12 protein-coding genes are annotated in these 15417 nt (G+C 60.7%); 1 reads left to right on the forward strand and 11 read right to left on the reverse strand.

Annotated features, from left to right (window positions below; translation table 11 throughout):
* Positions 1 to 371 precede the first annotated feature (371 nt).
* On the reverse strand, positions 372 to 2156 hold the full coding sequence (locus H4W29_RS23565; protein WP_192731283.1) for a trimethylamine N-oxide permease: 1785 nt from the start codon (positions 2154 to 2156) through the stop codon (positions 372 to 374).
* Between the two features lie 246 nt (positions 2157 to 2402).
* On the opposite strand from H4W29_RS23565, the gene H4W29_RS23570 reads away from it, so the two are divergent.
* The gene (locus H4W29_RS23570; RefSeq protein ID WP_192731284.1) at positions 2403 to 4772 is read left to right on the forward strand and encodes a trimethylamine N-oxide demethylase; all 2370 of its coding nucleotides are present in this window, start codon (positions 2403 to 2405) and stop codon (positions 4770 to 4772) included.
* Positions 4773 to 4778: 6 nt separating this feature from the next.
* Here H4W29_RS23570 and H4W29_RS23575 read toward each other — a convergent pair whose 3' ends face one another.
* The 10 genes from H4W29_RS23575 to H4W29_RS23620 form a co-directional block, all read right to left on the reverse strand.
* The gene (locus H4W29_RS23575; protein ID WP_192731285.1) at positions 4779 to 5378 is read right to left on the reverse strand and encodes a methyl-accepting chemotaxis protein; all 600 of its coding nucleotides are present in this window, start codon (positions 5376 to 5378) and stop codon (positions 4779 to 4781) included.
* A gap of 118 nt (positions 5379 to 5496) precedes the next feature.
* Positions 5497 to 6834 (reverse strand): trimethylamine monooxygenase, encoded by a 1338-nt coding sequence (locus H4W29_RS23580; RefSeq protein WP_192731286.1) that lies wholly within the window; start codon positions 6832 to 6834, stop codon positions 5497 to 5499.
* Between the two features lie 66 nt (positions 6835 to 6900).
* Positions 6901 to 7941, reverse strand: a complete 1041-nt coding sequence (locus tag H4W29_RS23585; RefSeq protein ID WP_192731287.1) for a heme-dependent oxidative N-demethylase family protein — start codon at positions 7939 to 7941, stop codon at positions 6901 to 6903.
* A 28-nt stretch (positions 7942 to 7969) separates the two neighbouring features.
* On the reverse strand, positions 7970 to 8935 hold the full coding sequence (locus H4W29_RS23590; protein ID WP_192731288.1) for a PDR/VanB family oxidoreductase: 966 nt from the start codon (positions 8933 to 8935) through the stop codon (positions 7970 to 7972).
* Positions 8932 to 9537, reverse strand: a complete 606-nt coding sequence (locus H4W29_RS23595; RefSeq protein WP_192731289.1) for a dimethylamine monooxygenase subunit DmmA family protein — start codon at positions 9535 to 9537, stop codon at positions 8932 to 8934. Before H4W29_RS23595 ends, H4W29_RS23590 begins: the two co-directional genes overlap by 4 nt.
* 12 nt (positions 9538 to 9549) lie before the next feature.
* Entirely contained in the window at positions 9550 to 10683 is a 1134-nt protein-coding gene (locus tag H4W29_RS23600; RefSeq protein ID WP_192731290.1) for an aminomethyl transferase family protein, read from the reverse strand.
* Positions 10684 to 10794: 111 nt separating this feature from the next.
* Positions 10795 to 11697 (reverse strand): bifunctional methylenetetrahydrofolate dehydrogenase/methenyltetrahydrofolate cyclohydrolase FolD, encoded by a 903-nt coding sequence (gene folD / locus H4W29_RS23605; RefSeq protein WP_192731291.1) that lies wholly within the window; start codon positions 11695 to 11697, stop codon positions 10795 to 10797.
* 3 nt (positions 11698 to 11700) lie between these two features.
* Complete coding sequence (gene purU / locus H4W29_RS23610; protein ID WP_192731292.1) at positions 11701 to 12585, reverse strand: formyltetrahydrofolate deformylase; 885 nt, start codon at positions 12583 to 12585, stop codon at positions 11701 to 11703.
* 102 nt (positions 12586 to 12687) lie between these two features.
* The gene (gene glnT / locus H4W29_RS23615; protein ID WP_192731293.1) at positions 12688 to 13995 is read right to left on the reverse strand and encodes a type III glutamate--ammonia ligase; all 1308 of its coding nucleotides are present in this window, start codon (positions 13993 to 13995) and stop codon (positions 12688 to 12690) included.
* A gap of 80 nt (positions 13996 to 14075) precedes the next feature.
* Positions 14076 to 15404: an FMN-binding glutamate synthase family protein gene (locus H4W29_RS23620; RefSeq protein WP_007819371.1), complete on the reverse strand. Its 1329-nt coding sequence runs from the start codon at positions 15402 to 15404 to the stop codon at positions 14076 to 14078.
* Positions 15405 to 15417 lie beyond the last annotated feature (13 nt).

Genomic DNA, 15417 nt, shown 5'->3' on the forward strand with positions numbered 1-15417 from the left:
GAGAGCCACGACCGATGCCGACAGGCCGAAAAGGCGAGAGATGCTCGACTGCGCCCCCGGCGATGGACGGGAAGGACGTTATGAAGCTATTTAGGGATCACACGATGGGAACGTGTCTCTCGATCGCTGATCGGCGTCGCAGAGCCCTGGCATCAGATTCGGAATTCACACGACAAGCACGGATGGCCGTACCACCACGGTTTAAACCCACCTGTGTCCGGGACCTGCATCACGAGCCCGGCGGGTCCTCACACCACATATATGCCTGCAGAGGCGTCAGCCGTTTCCAACTGACGCCTCTGCAGGCATATGGTTTCTCTATGCGAGCCAATCACCAGACAAACCTGTCAGAATGACCGGGCAGACGACCCTTATGCCGGCAATTGGAAGATCCAATTGGCGATCAATACGATGGCGAGGCCGCCGGCAAGCGCGAGGTAGGGCAGTATCCCGGCCTTTTTGACACCGAGGTCCTGGCCCACGAGCCCGAGGTCGTCCATGGCGCCGGGCGGGAATTTGCCGCCGTCGCGGACGTAGTGGCGATAGGCGAAAACCGGCAGGATAAGCGCGGCGAAGATGAAGCCGACCCAGAGCGCGTTGGCATAGCCCCAGACCTTGGCTCCGGCGCCGAGGAAGAGCGCGTTGACGAAGGCAAGCACGGTATTGACGCCGATCAGCCAGGTGGGGGCCTTCCAGGGGCGCTCGACATGACCGGAATCCATGCGATGGATCCAGCCGGAATTAAGGTTGAGGAAGTTGAAGATGATGTAGCCGACATTGGAGACGGCGAGCACGAAGAAATAGCCGCCGGCATCGGAAGCGATCGCCAGCAGGAAAAGGTTGAAGGCAAAATCTGTCCACATCGCCCGGGTCGGGGCGCCGTGTTCGTTGACATGGTCGAGATATTTCGGCAGCCAGCCATCCTTCGAGCCCTGGTAGAGCGTGCGCGAGGAGCCTGCCATCGCCGTCATGATGGCGAGGAAAAGCGCCATGATCATCAGCACAACGAGAAGCTGGGTGACGACACGGCCGGCGCCGATCAGTCCGCCGAGTGCTTCGGCGACACCCGTGCCGTCGACGATGCCCGGCGCCAGCATGCCCGCATGACCGAGCACGCCCTGGAAGGCGAAAGGTACGAGGAAGAAGAACAGGCAGCAGGCAAGGCCGGAATAGAAGATCGCCTTGAAGGTATCCGTCTTCGGGTTCTTCAGTTCGCGCGTATAGCAGACCGCAGTCTCGAAACCGTAGGTCGACCAGGCCGCAATATAGAGACCGCCGAGGAAAAGCGTCCAGCCGCCATTGCTCCAGGTACCGTCGGTGCCGGCATAGGCGGCCGTCGGCGGAACCAGCCCGGTGACGTTGGCGCTGACGATCTGACCGCTGATGATCGGATAGAGACCGATGATGAGCAGCGGCACCAGCACGATGATTGCCAGCCATTTCTGGACGCTCGCCGTTTCGGAGATGCCGCGATGCTGGATCGCAAAGATGATCAGCATCAGGATGCCACCGATGAAAAAGGTGGCGTTGATATTGGCGGTGGCGAGGAAAGGAATGCTGAAGCTGACGAGCGACCAGCTGCGGATTGCCGGCGTCAGCGCGGCGACGCCGTCAGCACTCAGCAGCGCCTTGACCGCATCCTCAGGCGAAGTGCCGGCATGGGCTGCAATATATTCGGCGACGCGGGGGCTATCGGCCGTGATGGAGGCGGCATGCGCACTGATCCAGGCGAGGACCGCCTGCGAATCCGCCGCCGGGATCGGGAAAAAGGCATTGAGAATATATCCGGCCGCAATGGCGCAGCCGAGCGAAAGCACAGGCGACCAGGCAAACCAGTTGCACCAGACGGACAGCGGCGCGATGAATTTCGAATAGCGCAGCCAGGCCGTGGCGCCATAGACCGATGCGCCGCCCGACTTGTTGCCGAACATACCGGCGATTTCGGCATAGGTGAAGGATTGCAGGAAGCCCATGATCATCGAGATGATCCAGACGACAAAGGCGAGCTTGCCGGTCGTGCCTGCAATACCGCCGATGGAGAAGAGAACAAGCGGCGGCACGCCGGCTGCCACCCAGAACGCGCCCTTCCAGTCAAGCGCGCGTATAAGCTTACCTTCGGTGCCGGCGGCAACGCCGGCGTCCACGATATCCGTCATCGATGAAATTCCCCATTCTATTTGTTCGGGACGTAGCTTTGCGTACGTCTCCCTGAACGCGCCTCCCGTGGCATGCATGGGCTGCCCGGCATTTTCTCGATCCGCGTTCCCGAGCGGATTTCCGAGTCTCGACCCTTTATGTATAGTGAAGATATTTTCTTTTTAGTCAACATCCCTTTACTTTCCGGCGGCATTTTGTCAGCATGATTTGCGTGCCGGAGAGCACATCAATCCCATGAGGACCACATGCGAGATCTCCATCCCGGGATGTCAGGGGTGCGACCCGTGTCGGCAAGCATCATCCGCTATCCCGGCATCCCCACGCTACCCGAGAGTGTCGAGCGTTACCGCTGCAAGGGCGGTGGTTCCCTTGTTGTTCGCGTCGAGGCCGGCGACCACGTCACCCTGATCGACAGCGAAGGCGGACAGACCTGCGAACTCTCATTCCTTGATGAAAACGGTCGGTTTCAATCGGCCGGCCTCGGCGCGGCCTTCACCGGCTCGGCCGACGGACTGAAGGCCATTCTCTCTTCGGATGACGAGAGTGCCGCCCGGACCCGCAGGGCGCTCGAGCGACGCGGGGCTGATCTCGGCACGGCAGGTGCGATCCGCATTTTCAGCGAAGCCTCCGTTGCGGGCAGCAAGGCGGAGTTTGCGATCGCGATGAAGGGTCTGCTGATTGCCGCCGCACCCGCAGCAGCGATGTCGCCTGACGCGCAGGACACGGCAACGCCGATCGAGATCCGCGTCAGGCGCAGCAGGCTGATCCGCGACTATGCGGCAGCCCTTCCCGAGCCGATGGCCGATCCGATCGAAGACATTCGCATCAGGGCGGCGACTGCCTCGGCCTACTTCGTCCGCGCCGGAGAGTTCATCCAGATCATCGACGTCTACGGGAGGCAGTGCACCGATTTCCAGGCCTTTGCCGCCCGCAAGGTCGACAAGGGTCTCGATCTTGCGCTGGATTCCACCGTCACCCGCACCCTGCTTGGCCGCAGCTATCCGGCCCCCGGCCTGCCGTCCAAAGCTTTCGACCGCGACTTCGAGCCGCTGGTGGAGATCGTCCAGGATACGGTCGGCCGCCATGACGCATTCGCGACCGCCTGCAATTCGCGCTACTACGACGACATGGGCTATCCCGGCCATGTCAATTGCACCGACAATTTCAATGCAGCGCTGGCGCCCTACGGCATACCCGACCGCAAGGGCTGGGAGGCGCTCAACTATTTCTACAATACGAATATCGACCACAACAACCAGCTTTATCTCGACGAGCCATGGTCACGGCCGGGCGATTATGTGCTGATGCGGGCGCTGACGGATCTCGTCTGCGTTTCCTCCTCCTGTCCCGACGATATCGATGCGGCCAATGGCTGGGACCCGACCGACATCCACGTCCGCACCTTCTCCGGAAAAGAAAAATTCTCAAGAGCGGTAGCCTATCGCATGACCCCTGACGCCGATGTTGAACTGACGCGGGAAACCGCCTTCCACCCTCGCCTTGCGGCACTGACGCGGGATTACACCGAATATCGCGGCTACTGGCTGCCAAATCGGTTTTCCTCCGAAGGTCCAGTCGAAGAATATTGGGCCTGCCGTGAAAGAGCCGCTGTCATCGACCTGTCGCCGTTGCGCAAATTTGAGGTCACAGGCCCGGATGCGGAGGAATTGCTGCAATACTGCCTGACGCGCGACGTGCGTAAGCTGTCGACAGGACAGGTCGTCTATTCCGCCATGTGCTACGAGCACGGCGGCATGATCGACGATGGCACGCTCTTTCGCCTCGGCGACAAGAATTTCCGCTGGATCGGCGGCGACGATTACAGCGGAATATGGCTGCGCGAACAGGCAGAGAAGAAGGGCTTCAAGGCCTGGGTCCGCTCCTCGACTGACCAGATGCACAATATCGCCCTGCAGGGTCCGAAGAGCCGCGACATTCTCAAGGAGATCATCTGGACGGCGCCGCGCCAGCCCGATATCGGCGAGCTCGAATGGTTCCGCTTTACCGTCGGGCGCATCGGTGGCTTCGAAGGAGCCCCGGTCGTCATCTCGCGCACCGGCTATACAGGCGAGCTCGGCTACGAGATCTTCTGTCATCCGAAGGATGCGCTGACCGTCTTCGATGCCGTCTGGAAGGCCGGTGAGCCCTACGGGCTGAAGCCGATGGGGCTTGAAGCGCTCGACATGGTCCGCATCGAGGCGGGCCTGGTTTTCGCCCATCACGAATTCGACGACCAAACTGATCCGTTCGAGGCCGGCATCGGCTTCACTGTGCCACTCAAGTCCAAGCAGGACGATTTCATCGGCCGCGAGGCGCTCCTGCGCCGCAAGGAGCATCCGCGCCACCTGATGGTTGGTCTGGACGTGCAGGCGAACGAAGCGGTCGGCCACGGCGATTGCATTCATGTCGGCCGCGCCCAGATCGGCGTCGTCACCAGCGCGACGCGCTCTCCGATCCTCGGCAAGACGATCGCACTCGCCCGCATCGACGTGACCCATGCCGGCGTTGGCACCGAGGTCGAGATCGGCAAGCTCGACGGCCAGCAGAAACGCCTGCCGGCGGTGATAGTGCCCCTATCACACTACGACCCGCAGAAGACGCGGCCGCGTTCGTAAAAACTTTTATTCCACCCTGCGCTGGGCGCTGGTGATCGCCCTTGCTGCCTCTTCGGACGAATTGGCGAGCTGGCGCATCTCAGCGGCAAGCACGGCGAAGCCGGATCCCGCTGTCCCCGCCCTTGCCGCCTCGATACCGGCATTGACGGCGAGCAGCTTCAGGTAGCGCAGCGAGTGCAGGATCTCGTTGGTCTTCGAGGCAGTGATGCGCATACCGGCAGTCTGCTCGTCAATGCGCTGGTAGAGCGACTCGATGTTGATGATGCTGCCCTCGAGATAGAGCAGCTCGCCATTTTCGTCCCAGACGCCTCCTCCCGTCTCCGTCACCCAGACGTAATGTCCGTCACGGTGGCGGATACGATATTCCATCGTCCAGTCGGTGCGGCTTTCCAGCGCGATGCCGACAACCTTGTCCATCAGCGGCACGTCCTCCTCGCACATAATCGACGTGAAGGTGCGTGTCGTGTTGCCGATGATCTCTTCGGCTGGATAGCCGAAGATGCGTTCGATGCCATCGGTCATCTCCAGCATCGTGTAGTTTTCATCCGCCCGGCAGCGATAGAGAAAACCGCTCATGCGGCCGAGAATGCTGCTCTGAAAATCCATGAAGACCACGCCTCGAGAAAATGAGTTGCAGATCGGGTTTGCTTCGTCTCATTTCAAACACGCCGGAAAGGGCCGCGACGGACGACCCTTTCTCGGTTACGCGGGAACTTGGGAGAGATCAGTTGCGCAGATATTCCTCCATGGAATCGTCGAGCGCCTTCACCCAGGGTGTATGGTGCGTCGGCGACATGTTGCCGGTCATCAGCGAACGATAGGCATGATCGCGGAAACCCATGATGTTCTCCGCCTTGTGGTGCTCCCACTCCATGAAGGTCCTGTTGGTCCCCTCGATGTCGAAGCTCGGATAATCGGTTTCGGCGAGCAGCTCCTTCACGTAGTCACCCTGATACCAGATCATCTGCTCGGCATCCTCGAGCGTCTCCTCGCGGGCCCGCCACATGTCGAAATTCGCCGTCAGCTCCTCTTCCGACGGCAATTTGATACGGCCCATCATGACGTCGCGGGCCCACCAGGCCTGCACGTCGAACATGTTGAAGGTGTAGAACTGATCCTGCATGCCGATATAGAAAAGCTGGGGATTCCCGTCGAAGACCACGCCCTTGTAGAGATGGTCGGCCCAGAGGCGGTTAGCAGTCTTGAGCCTTAGTTCGTCGGGGAGGAAGGGGAAGTGATGCTGGTATCCCGTGCACAGTATCAGCGCATCCACCTCCTTCGTTGAGCCATCGAGGAAATGGGCGGTGCGGTTTTCGAGCCTGGTGAGCAGCGGCCGTTCTTCGAAATTATCCGGCCAGTTGAACCCCATCGGCTTCGACCGATAGCTCGTGGTGACCGACTTGGCGCCGTATTTCCAGCATTGCGAGCCGATATCCTCGGCCGAGTAGCTGCGGCCGACGATGAGGATATCCTTGCCCTTGAATTCCAATGCATCGCGAAAGTCGTGGGCATGCAGTACGCGGCCGTTGAAGGTCTTCACGCCTTCGAAATAAGGCACGTTCGGTGTCGAGAAGTGGCCGCTCGCCACCACGACATAGTCGAATTCCTCGTCATACATGCGGTCTTCGAGGCGGTTGTGTGCGGTGACCGTGAATTTCTTCGTGTCTTCATCGAAACGCACCATGCGAACAGGCGTATTGAAGCGCACCCAATGGCGGACATTCGCCTTCTCGACGCGGCCCTTGATATAGTCCCAGAGCACGGCGCGCGGCGGATAGGAGGCAATCGGCTTGCCGAAATGTTCCTCGAAGGAATAGTCGGCAAATTCCAGGCATTCCTTGGGTCCGTTCGACCAGAGGTAACGATACATGCTGCCATGAACCGGCTCGCCATATTCGTCGAGCCCGGTGCGCCAGGTATAGTTCCAAAGCCCGCCCCAGTCGGACTGCTTTTCGAAGCAGACGATCTCCGGGATCTCGGCACCCTTTTGTGCAGCCGACTGGAAGGCCCGCAACTGGGCAAGCCCGGAAGGACCGGCGCCGATGACGGCAACTCTTGTCATGAAGCATTCCCCTTTCGATTGTATCGACGTTTTTATCTCATGCAGTCGTTCGCCACCCGCCCGGCATCAGTCCGGAAAGATGCCGGGGCTTGTCGGTACGCCATCGTCAAATCTGGAGAGCCAGTCTATGGTCGTCTCGCGGTAGCGGGTCAGTCCCTTGTAGTCGATGAGCTCTACTGGCAGCGTTTTCAGGACACGGGGAAAGCGGCGCGCCCATTTCGGCACCGTTACCAGCTCCTCCATATTCATCAGGTAGCAGCGGATGACGAAGAGGATGGCATTCGAGCGCGGCAGGCGCCAAAGGCTCTGCAACTCCACGCGAAGATGCACCTTCTCGCCGACATTCTCCGATGTCACGGTCGTGCGATCCGGACCCCATTTGTGATAGTTCTCCGGGCTGGTATCCAGTCTCGGATTGATGGTCATCGTCCAGTTGAAGCGGCGCGTCGGCTTGCCCTGCTGCAGGTTCAGGAGAAATTTCAGCGCCCTATCGAAGACGCCGATCTGGTGGGCGAGCGGCACCGGACCGTGCCATTCCATGAAATTCATGCCGATATCGAAATCAAGTGACCAGTCGGCCTGGGTCGTCACCATGCCCGCATCCATCCAGAGATTGCCGTCACGCTGGTCGACGATGCAGAAATCTCCCTGAGCCTGGCGGGTGATGTATTCGAGCGGTTCATAGGGCAACGTCGAACGGTCACCGAAGGTGAATGTGTCGTCGATGCCGAGCGGCCGGTTGATCCAGCGCCACTGGTCACCGTTCCTGATCAGCGTGAAATGCTCGGGATAGCCGGCAGCCTGCTCTTCCATCAAGAGCTCCAGCGTATCCCATTGCGCCGTCATCATATGCGGCAGTGCCTGGTAGCGCAGCGGATCTTCTTTCAGCACCAGCGCCCGATCCTGCATCTCGGCGACATAATGCTCATCGACATCGATGAGGCTTTCGAACACGGTGCCCTCGCGGCCCTTCACATGCGGCTCCATGTTGACCGAATACATGTATTCGTCGCGATCGAAGGGAAACGGAAAGCGGCGGATGTTTTCCGGGCTGTTGCGATAGGTGAAGTCGTCGCGGAAGGTTTCCTGTTTGAAGACGATGGCCATGTCCGTTCTCCTTGTTCCGCTTTCAGCTCTAGAGGTCGAGGCTGAGCCTGCTTCCCTCGAAGCGGGAGACGCAGATCATCACCTTGCGGCCGGAGGCCTTTTCTTCATCGCTCAGATAGACGTCGTGATGCAGGAGCCTGCCCTCGCAGGCCGCAACTGCCGTCTCGCATTGTCCGCAGGCGCCTCCTCGACAGAGAAAGGGCGCGTCGACGCCGGCCGCCTCGATCGCCTCCAGCATGCTCTCGTGATGGCCGACATGAACCATCTTTTCCGACCGCAGCAGCTCTATGTCGAAGGGCTTGCCGGGCTGGGAGGATAGAAACCGTTCCGAATGCAGGTTCTGCTCCGGCCAGCCGGCCTCCAATCCCGCCCTCAATACGCCATCAATCATGCCCGAGGGTCCGCAGACATAAAGATGCGTGCCGAGCGGCTGGCTGTCGAGCAGGCGGGCGAGAGGAATGAAGTTGCTCTCCGCGTCGCAATAGATCTTCACCCGATGCGAACCGTAGCGGTCGACCAGTTCCCGGCAATAAGCGCCGCGGTCGTGGGAGCGCACCGCATAATGCAGCTCGAAATTGGCACCCTCACGGGAAAACTGCTCCATCATCGCGATGAAGGGCGTGATACCGATCCCGCCGGCGATCAGAAGATGCTTGCGGGCGCGCCAGTCCGGCTGAAAGAGGTTGACGGGATAGGAGACCTTCATCTCGTCTCCTTCGCGCACCTTCTCGTGCATGAAGGTCGAGCCGCCGCGCGAATTCTCGACATGCAGCACGCTGATCTCATAGGCCGAGCAATCCTGCGGCGGCGACATCAGCGAATAGGCGTTGCGCCGCATATGGCCTTCGTCATTCATCGAGACGATGACATGCGCGCCGCCGGAAAAATAGGGCATCGGCCGGCCATCGAGGCGTTCGAAGCGGAAGCGCTTGATGCGGTCGACGACCGGCGTCACCTTCGTCACGCAGACGGGAATTTCTGTACCACCGCTCACAGGAACAATTCCTCCGGGTCTGGGGCGCTGCCGGGCTCCTCGGCGTCGATATTGACGCCCTGGAAGGCGCCGAGTCGGCGCGAATAGTGGTCGCGTACGAGGAGCGGCAGGCCGCAATGGCTGCAGGTAAACGGGCTATGCGTGACGTTCTCGGTGATGCCCTTGCAATGCACGCATTGCACCCGCCGCGCGAGCGAACCGCGATGCTCCGTGATGATCGAGGCGTAGTCCACGCCATGGTCTAGGGCGACCATCATCGCCTGGCCGATGAAGCCTTCGGTACCTGCAATATAGAGCCGTGTGCCCATGCGGGCGGTCGTTAGCGATCCCTTCAGCCGGAAGAGCAAAGTGGGGATCGTCGGGGCAACAAAGAACATGTCGGCGTCGAGGCGGCGCAGTGCCTCGTCATGGCCCGCCCCCTTCGAACCGCGAGCGACATAGAGGATCTCGCTGCGGGAAAGGATAGCTTCATCAAGCCCCCCCGTCTGATCGAGAAGAGCATTCGCACCCTCTCCCTCCAGCGCGAAAACATGATGCCGGGCCTGCGGCTGGATCGTCAGCCCCCTGTAGACCGGCCGGCTCTTGATGCCTTCGACAAGCATGTCTGCGCCTCCTTAGCCGACTGCCGTCCTCTTCTTCTTTTCCGGATCGTCGAAGGGCAGCGTATGCGCGATCGCGCTGGTCTTCAGGGTCTTGCCGCGCACTTCGAGCTTCGCGCCGTGCGCAGCCTTGTCGACGTCAAGACGGGCGATCGCCATCGACTTCTTCGTCAACGCAGAATAGCTCGGGCAGGTGATCACGCCGACCTTCTTTCCGTCGGCATAGACTTCGTCGCCAAGATCGGCCGGACCGTCCGCGTCGATCAGCATGCCAAAGATCTTGAACCGTTCCTTGCCCTTCAGCCGCGCATGTTCCTCGGCGCCACGGAAGCCGGTCTTGCCGGGGCTGACCGTGAAATCGAGGCCAAGCTCCCACAGGCTATCGCCGGGCGGCTGGTCGGCAAAGGGATACATCTGCGAGTTGTCGTAGGGATAGAAGAGCAGGTAGCTCTCGACGCGCAGCATGTCGAGCACAGAGAAGCAGCAGGGGATGATGCCCATATCTGCGCCTTCGGCTACGATACGATCCCAGACCATGACGGCATCCTGGCCACGCACGAAGATCTCGTAGCCGCGCTCGCCGGTATAGCCGGTGCGCGAGATCATGACAGGCGCACCGAACAGCGTCGTCTGCATGTGATGGAAATATTTGAGGTCGCGGATGCCGGGCACGTATTTGGCAAGGTAGTCAACCGCGAGCGGGCCTTGCAGCGACAGGTCATGAAGGTCGTCGTCGAAGAGCACGGCGCAATTGCGGCCGGCCGCCTGCTTGACGATCTCCTCATGGCCGGAGCCTGAGCCGTGCACCAGCATCCAGGAATTCGGGCCGGTGCGGTAGACGATGCAATCGTCGGTGAAGTGACCGCGGTCGTTCAGCATGGTCGCGTAGACCGAGCGGCCGGGATAAATCTTCGTCATGTCGCGGGTGGTGATATAGTCGAGCACGGCGATCGCATGCGGGCCGACCAGATGCACCTTCTTAAGGCCCGAGACATCCATGATGCCGGCCTTTGTGCGGACCGCGACATGCTCGTCAGACATGTTCTTGTCGTAGGTCCAGGCGGTTCCCATGCCGCTCCAGTCTTCGAGCTTCGATCCGAGAGCGCGATGCCGATCCGCCAAGGCGGAGAAACGCCAAGATAATGCCATTTCCGTTCCCTCTTATTTCCTCTACGGAATATTTATTTCCTGACTATATTCGTCTTTCACGCTGTGGCAAGCCGATCCAGGTGATTTTTGTCGGCTGTCCCAGCAGCATTTTCACTGGAATACCGGCGGCGTTAGTCCTGCCGAACGATGGGCGGCAATCACCGTATTGGCCATCAGCATGGCGATCGTCATCGGGCCGACGCCGCCTGGAACCGGAGTGATGACGGCAGCAACCGGAGAAACCTCGGCAAAGGCGACATCGCCGACGAGGCGGGTCTTGCCCTCGCCGCGCTCGGGGGCGGCGATGCGGTTGATGCCGACGTCGATGACGGTGGCGCCGGGTTTGACCCAATCGGCTTTGACCATTTCCGGACGGCCGACCGCGGCCACCAGAATATCGGCATTGCGGCAGATGCCGGCGAGGTCCTTGGTGCGCGAATGGGCGATGGTGACCGTCGCATTGGCATTCAGCAGAAGCTGCGCCATCGGCTTGCCGAACAGGTTGGAGCGGCCGATGACGGTGGCATTGAGGCCGGACAGATCGTCACCATGGGTGCGACGGACGAAGACCATGGCGCCGGCCGGCGTACAGGAGACGAGGCCGGTCTTCAGGTCGCCGGTCGCAAGCTTGCCGGCATTGACGACGCTCAGGCCGTCGACATCCTTCTCCGGCAGGATCGACTGGATGATCGCCTCGCTGTCGAGATGTCTGGGCAGCGGCAACTGCACGAGAATGCCGTGGATCGACGGATCGGCATTGAGCGCGGCAACGAGGGCGGCAAGCTCCTCCTGGCTCGTCTCGACAGGCAGCGTGTGCTGGACGGACTTGAAGCCGCATTCCTTGGCCATGCGGCTCTTGGAGCTGACATAGGTGTGGCTCGCCGGATCGTCGCCGACAATGATGACCGCAAGGCCCGTCCGTACGCCCTTGGCGGCCTCGAGCGCGGCATTTGCCGATTTCACGGTTTCGATTACGGATGCGGCAACCTGCTTGCCGTCGATGACCTCGACCATGGCTCAGCCCATGCGCTCGGAAGCGTAGCTGCCCGGGCTTGCCGGGAACACGACGGTGCGGTTGCCGTTGATGAAGGTACGATGGTGGATATGGGCGTGGATGGCGCGCGCCAGCACCTGGCTTTCGACATCGCGGCCGATCGAAACGTAGTCGTCCGGGCTCTGCGCATGGGTGATGCGGGCCGTGTCCTGCTCGATGATCGGGCCTTCATCAAGATCGGCCGTCACGTAGTGCGCCGTGGCACCGATCAGCTTCACGCCACGCTGATAGGCCTGCTTGTAGGGATTGGCACCCTTGAAGCTCGGCAGGAAGGAATGGTGGATGTTGATGATCCGGCCCGACATTTTCTGGCACATCTCGTCTGACAGAATCTGCATATAGCGGGCCAGCACGATCAGTTCCGTGCCGGTCTGCTCGGCCACTTCCATGATATGGGCTTCCGCCTGCACCTTGTTGGCCTTGGTGACGGGAATATGGTGGAAGGGAATGTCGTGGTTGACGACGACCTTCTGGTAATCGAAATGGTTGGAGACGACGCCGACGATATCGATCGGCAGGGCGCCGATCTTCCAGCGATAGAGCAGGTCGTTGAGACAATGGCCGAAGCGCGACACCATGAGCAGCACCTTCATGCGCTTCTCGCTGTCGTGGAAATCGTAAGTCATGCCGAAACGTGCGGCGATGCTGTTGAAGCCGGCGCGGATCTCGGCCTCGGAGATGCCTTCTTCGGAAATGAAGGAGACACGCATGAAGAACTGGCCGGTGTCCAGATCGTCGAATTGCGAGCTGTCGACGATGTTGCAGCCCTGTTCGGCGAGATAACCCGAAATCGCCGCAACGATGCCGCGCGTCGACTTGCAGGATACCGTCAGTACGTAGCTCTTCATGCCATCTCTTCCTTCGTCTTTTGAAGCATAGGCCACCAGCCGGGCCGGTGCGTCGATGCTCCGGCCCGTAGGCGCGTGATGTCAGAACCTCAACCGGTAGGCTCAGATATCGAGCGTACTGTCGCGTTCCCACTGCGTGAAATGCGAACAGTAGGCATTCCACTCCTGGTGTTTGAGCTTGAGATAGGCGGCGGAGAATTCCGAACCGATTGCAGCCTTCAACGTCTCGTCTGCATCGTAGGCGCGCAGGGCATCGAGCAGGTTCAGCGGCAGACGCGGCGCATTCTTCACGAGATGGCCCTCCGCATACATATCGATATCGTGGTGCGGGCCAGGATCGGCCCTGTCGTCGAGGCCGTCGAGGCCGGCCGCGATGATGATAGCCTGCAGCAGGTAGGGGTTGACCGCACCATCTGGCAGGCGCAGCTCGAAACGGCCTGGGCCCGGGACGCGCACCATGTGGGTGCGGTTGTTGCCGGTCCACGTCACCGTATTCGGCGACCATGTGGCGCCAGAGGTCGTGCGCGGCGCATTGATGCGCTTGTAGGAATTGACGGTCGGGTTGGTGATCGCGGCAAGCGCCGAAGCGTGTTTCATAATGCCGCCGAGGAAGTGCCTACCTTCCGCAGACAGACCGAATTCGGCCGTCTTGTCGGCGAAGACGTTGACCCTGCCGTCATTGTCCCAGACGGAGATATGGCAATGGCAGCCATTGCCGGTCAGACCTTTGAAGGGCTTCGGCATGAAGGTGGCACGAAGCCCGTGCTTCTCGGCAATGGACTTGACCATGAACTTGAAGAAGGAATGCTTGTCGGCCGTCTTCAGCGCATCGTCGAATTCCCAGTTCATCTCGAACTGGCCGTTGGCATCCTCGTGGTCGTTCTGGTAGGCGCCCCAGCCGAGCTCCAGCATGTAGTCGCAAATCTCGGCGATGACGTCGTAACGGCGCATGACGGCCTGCTGGTCGTAGCAGGGCTTTTCAGCCGTGTCGCGGCCATCGGAAATCTGTTCGCCGTCGGCGGTGATCAGGAAGAATTCGGCCTCGACACCGGTCTTGACCCGCTTGCCTGCCGCTTCGGCTTTACCGACAAGCTTCTTCAGCACATTGCGCGGCGCCTGCGCCACGAGCCTGCCTTCCATCATGCAATCTGCGGCGACCCAGGCGACGTCCTTCTTCCAGGGAAGCTGGATGACGGAGGTGGCATCGGGAACGGCGAAGAGATCAGGATGGGCGGGCGTCATGTCGAGCCAAGTGGCGAAACCGGCAAAACCCGCGCCCTCCTCCTGCATGCCGGCAATCGCCTGCGCCGGCACCAGCTTGGCACGCTGGCCGGAGAAGAGATCAGTATAGCTGATCATGAAATATTTGATGCCTTTGTCTTTCGCAAAAGCAGCAAGGTCCAGTGTCATTCTCGTTCCCCTTTGGATTTCTCAGAGACACTTTGGTTATGGATGCGAAGCGGCCGGACGTTTTGCCCGGCCGGTAGAAATCAGTAGCCTCCCTTGCCCGGTATCCAGCTCGTTCCCGCGAGCGGTACCTGCGCCATTGCGGAAGCCTCGATCGTCAATGCGCAGAGGTCTTCCGGTTCCAGATTATGGACGTGATTCTTGCCACAGGCACGCGCAATCGTCTGCGCTTCCAGTGCCATGACCTTGAGGTAGTTGGCGAGGCGACGACCGGCGGCGACCGGATCGACGCGCTTCATCAGTTCCGGATTCTGCGTGGTGATGCCGGCCGGATCCTTGCCTTCGTGCCAGTCATCATAGGCTGCTGCCGTCGTGTGCAGCGCCTCATATTCGGCCGCCCAGCGCGGATCGTTCTCACCGATGGCGATGAGGGCGGCCGTGCCGATGGAGACGGCATCGGCACCAAGCGCCAGGGCCTTCGCAACGTCGGCTCCGTTCCTGATGCCGCCGGAAACGATGAGCTGCACCTTGCGGTGCATGCCGAGATCCTGCAGCGCCTGCACCGCCGGGCGGATACAGGCGAGCGTCGGCATGCCGACATGCTCGATGAAGACTTCCTGTGTCGCCGCAGTACCGCCTTGCATGCCATCGAGCACGACGACATCAGCGCCGGCCTTCACGGCAAGGGCCGTATCGTAATAGGGACGCGCACCGCCGACCTTCACATAGATCGGTTTTTCCCAGTTGGTGATCTCGCGCAGTTCGAGGATCTTGATCTCAAGGTCGTCAGGGCCGGTCCAGTCGGGATGACGGCTTGCCGAACGCTGGTCGATACCCTTCGGCAGGGTGCGCATCTCGGCGACGCGGTCGGAAATCTTCTGGCCGAGCAGCATGCCACCGCCACCGGGCTTGGCGCCTTGGCCAACCACGATCTCGATCGCGTCGCAGCGGCGCAGGTCCCGCGGGTTCATGCCGTAGCGCGACGGCAGATACTGGTAGACGAGCGTCTGCGAATGACCGCGCTCCTCCTCGGTCATGCCACCATCACCTGTTGTCGTCGAGGTGCCGGCGATCGTTGCACCACGGCCGAGCGCTTCCTTGGCCGGACCGGAGAGCGAACCGAAGCTCATGCCGGCAATCGTGATCGGGATCTTGAGCTCGATCGGCTTTTTAGCATATCGCGAACCGAGCACGACGTTTGTACCGCATTTCTCGCGGTAACCTTCGAGCGGATAGCGCGAGATCGAGGCTCCGAGGAACAGGAGATCGTCGAAATGCGGCAGCTTGCGCTTGGCGCCGCCGCCGCGGATATCATAGATGCCGGTCGCCGCGGCGCGGCGAATTTCCGACATCGTGTATTCGTCGAAGGTTGCCGAAAGGCGAGGCTTTGTGGGCGGGTTGTGATAGCTCATGGAAAACCTCGAT

This window comes from Rhizobium viscosum (genome assembly GCF_014873945.1).
GTDB lineage: Bacteria > Pseudomonadota > Alphaproteobacteria > Rhizobiales > Rhizobiaceae > Rhizobium > Rhizobium viscosum.

What these genes read in the sequence shown, in the direction of transcription:
- H4W29_RS23565 (WP_192731283.1), bottom strand. Translation starts at nt 2,156, where the DNA reads ATGACGGATATCGTGGACGCCGGCGTTGCCGCCGGCACCGAAGGTAAG.
- H4W29_RS23570 (WP_192731284.1), top strand. Translation starts at nt 2,403, where the DNA reads ATGCGAGATCTCCATCCCGGGATGTCAGGGGTGCGACCCGTGTCGGCA.
- H4W29_RS23575 (WP_192731285.1), bottom strand. Translation starts at nt 5,378, where the DNA reads ATGGATTTTCAGAGCAGCATTCTCGGCCGCATGAGCGGTTTTCTCTAT.
- H4W29_RS23580 (WP_192731286.1), bottom strand. Translation starts at nt 6,834, where the DNA reads ATGACAAGAGTTGCCGTCATCGGCGCCGGTCCTTCCGGGCTTGCCCAG.
- H4W29_RS23585 (WP_192731287.1), bottom strand. Translation starts at nt 7,941, where the DNA reads ATGGCCATCGTCTTCAAACAGGAAACCTTCCGCGACGACTTCACCTAT.
- H4W29_RS23595 (WP_192731289.1), bottom strand. Translation starts at nt 9,537, where the DNA reads ATGCTTGTCGAAGGCATCAAGAGCCGGCCGGTCTACAGGGGGCTGACG.
- H4W29_RS23600 (WP_192731290.1), bottom strand. Translation starts at nt 10,683, where the DNA reads ATGGCATTATCTTGGCGTTTCTCCGCCTTGGCGGATCGGCATCGCGCT.
- folD (WP_192731291.1), bottom strand. Translation starts at nt 11,697, where the DNA reads ATGGTCGAGGTCATCGACGGCAAGCAGGTTGCCGCATCCGTAATCGAA.
- purU (WP_192731292.1), bottom strand. Translation starts at nt 12,585, where the DNA reads ATGAAGAGCTACGTACTGACGGTATCCTGCAAGTCGACGCGCGGCATC.
- glnT (WP_192731293.1), bottom strand. Translation starts at nt 13,995, where the DNA reads ATGACACTGGACCTTGCTGCTTTTGCGAAAGACAAAGGCATCAAATAT.
- H4W29_RS23620 (WP_007819371.1), bottom strand. Translation starts at nt 15,404, where the DNA reads ATGAGCTATCACAACCCGCCCACAAAGCCTCGCCTTTCGGCAACCTTC.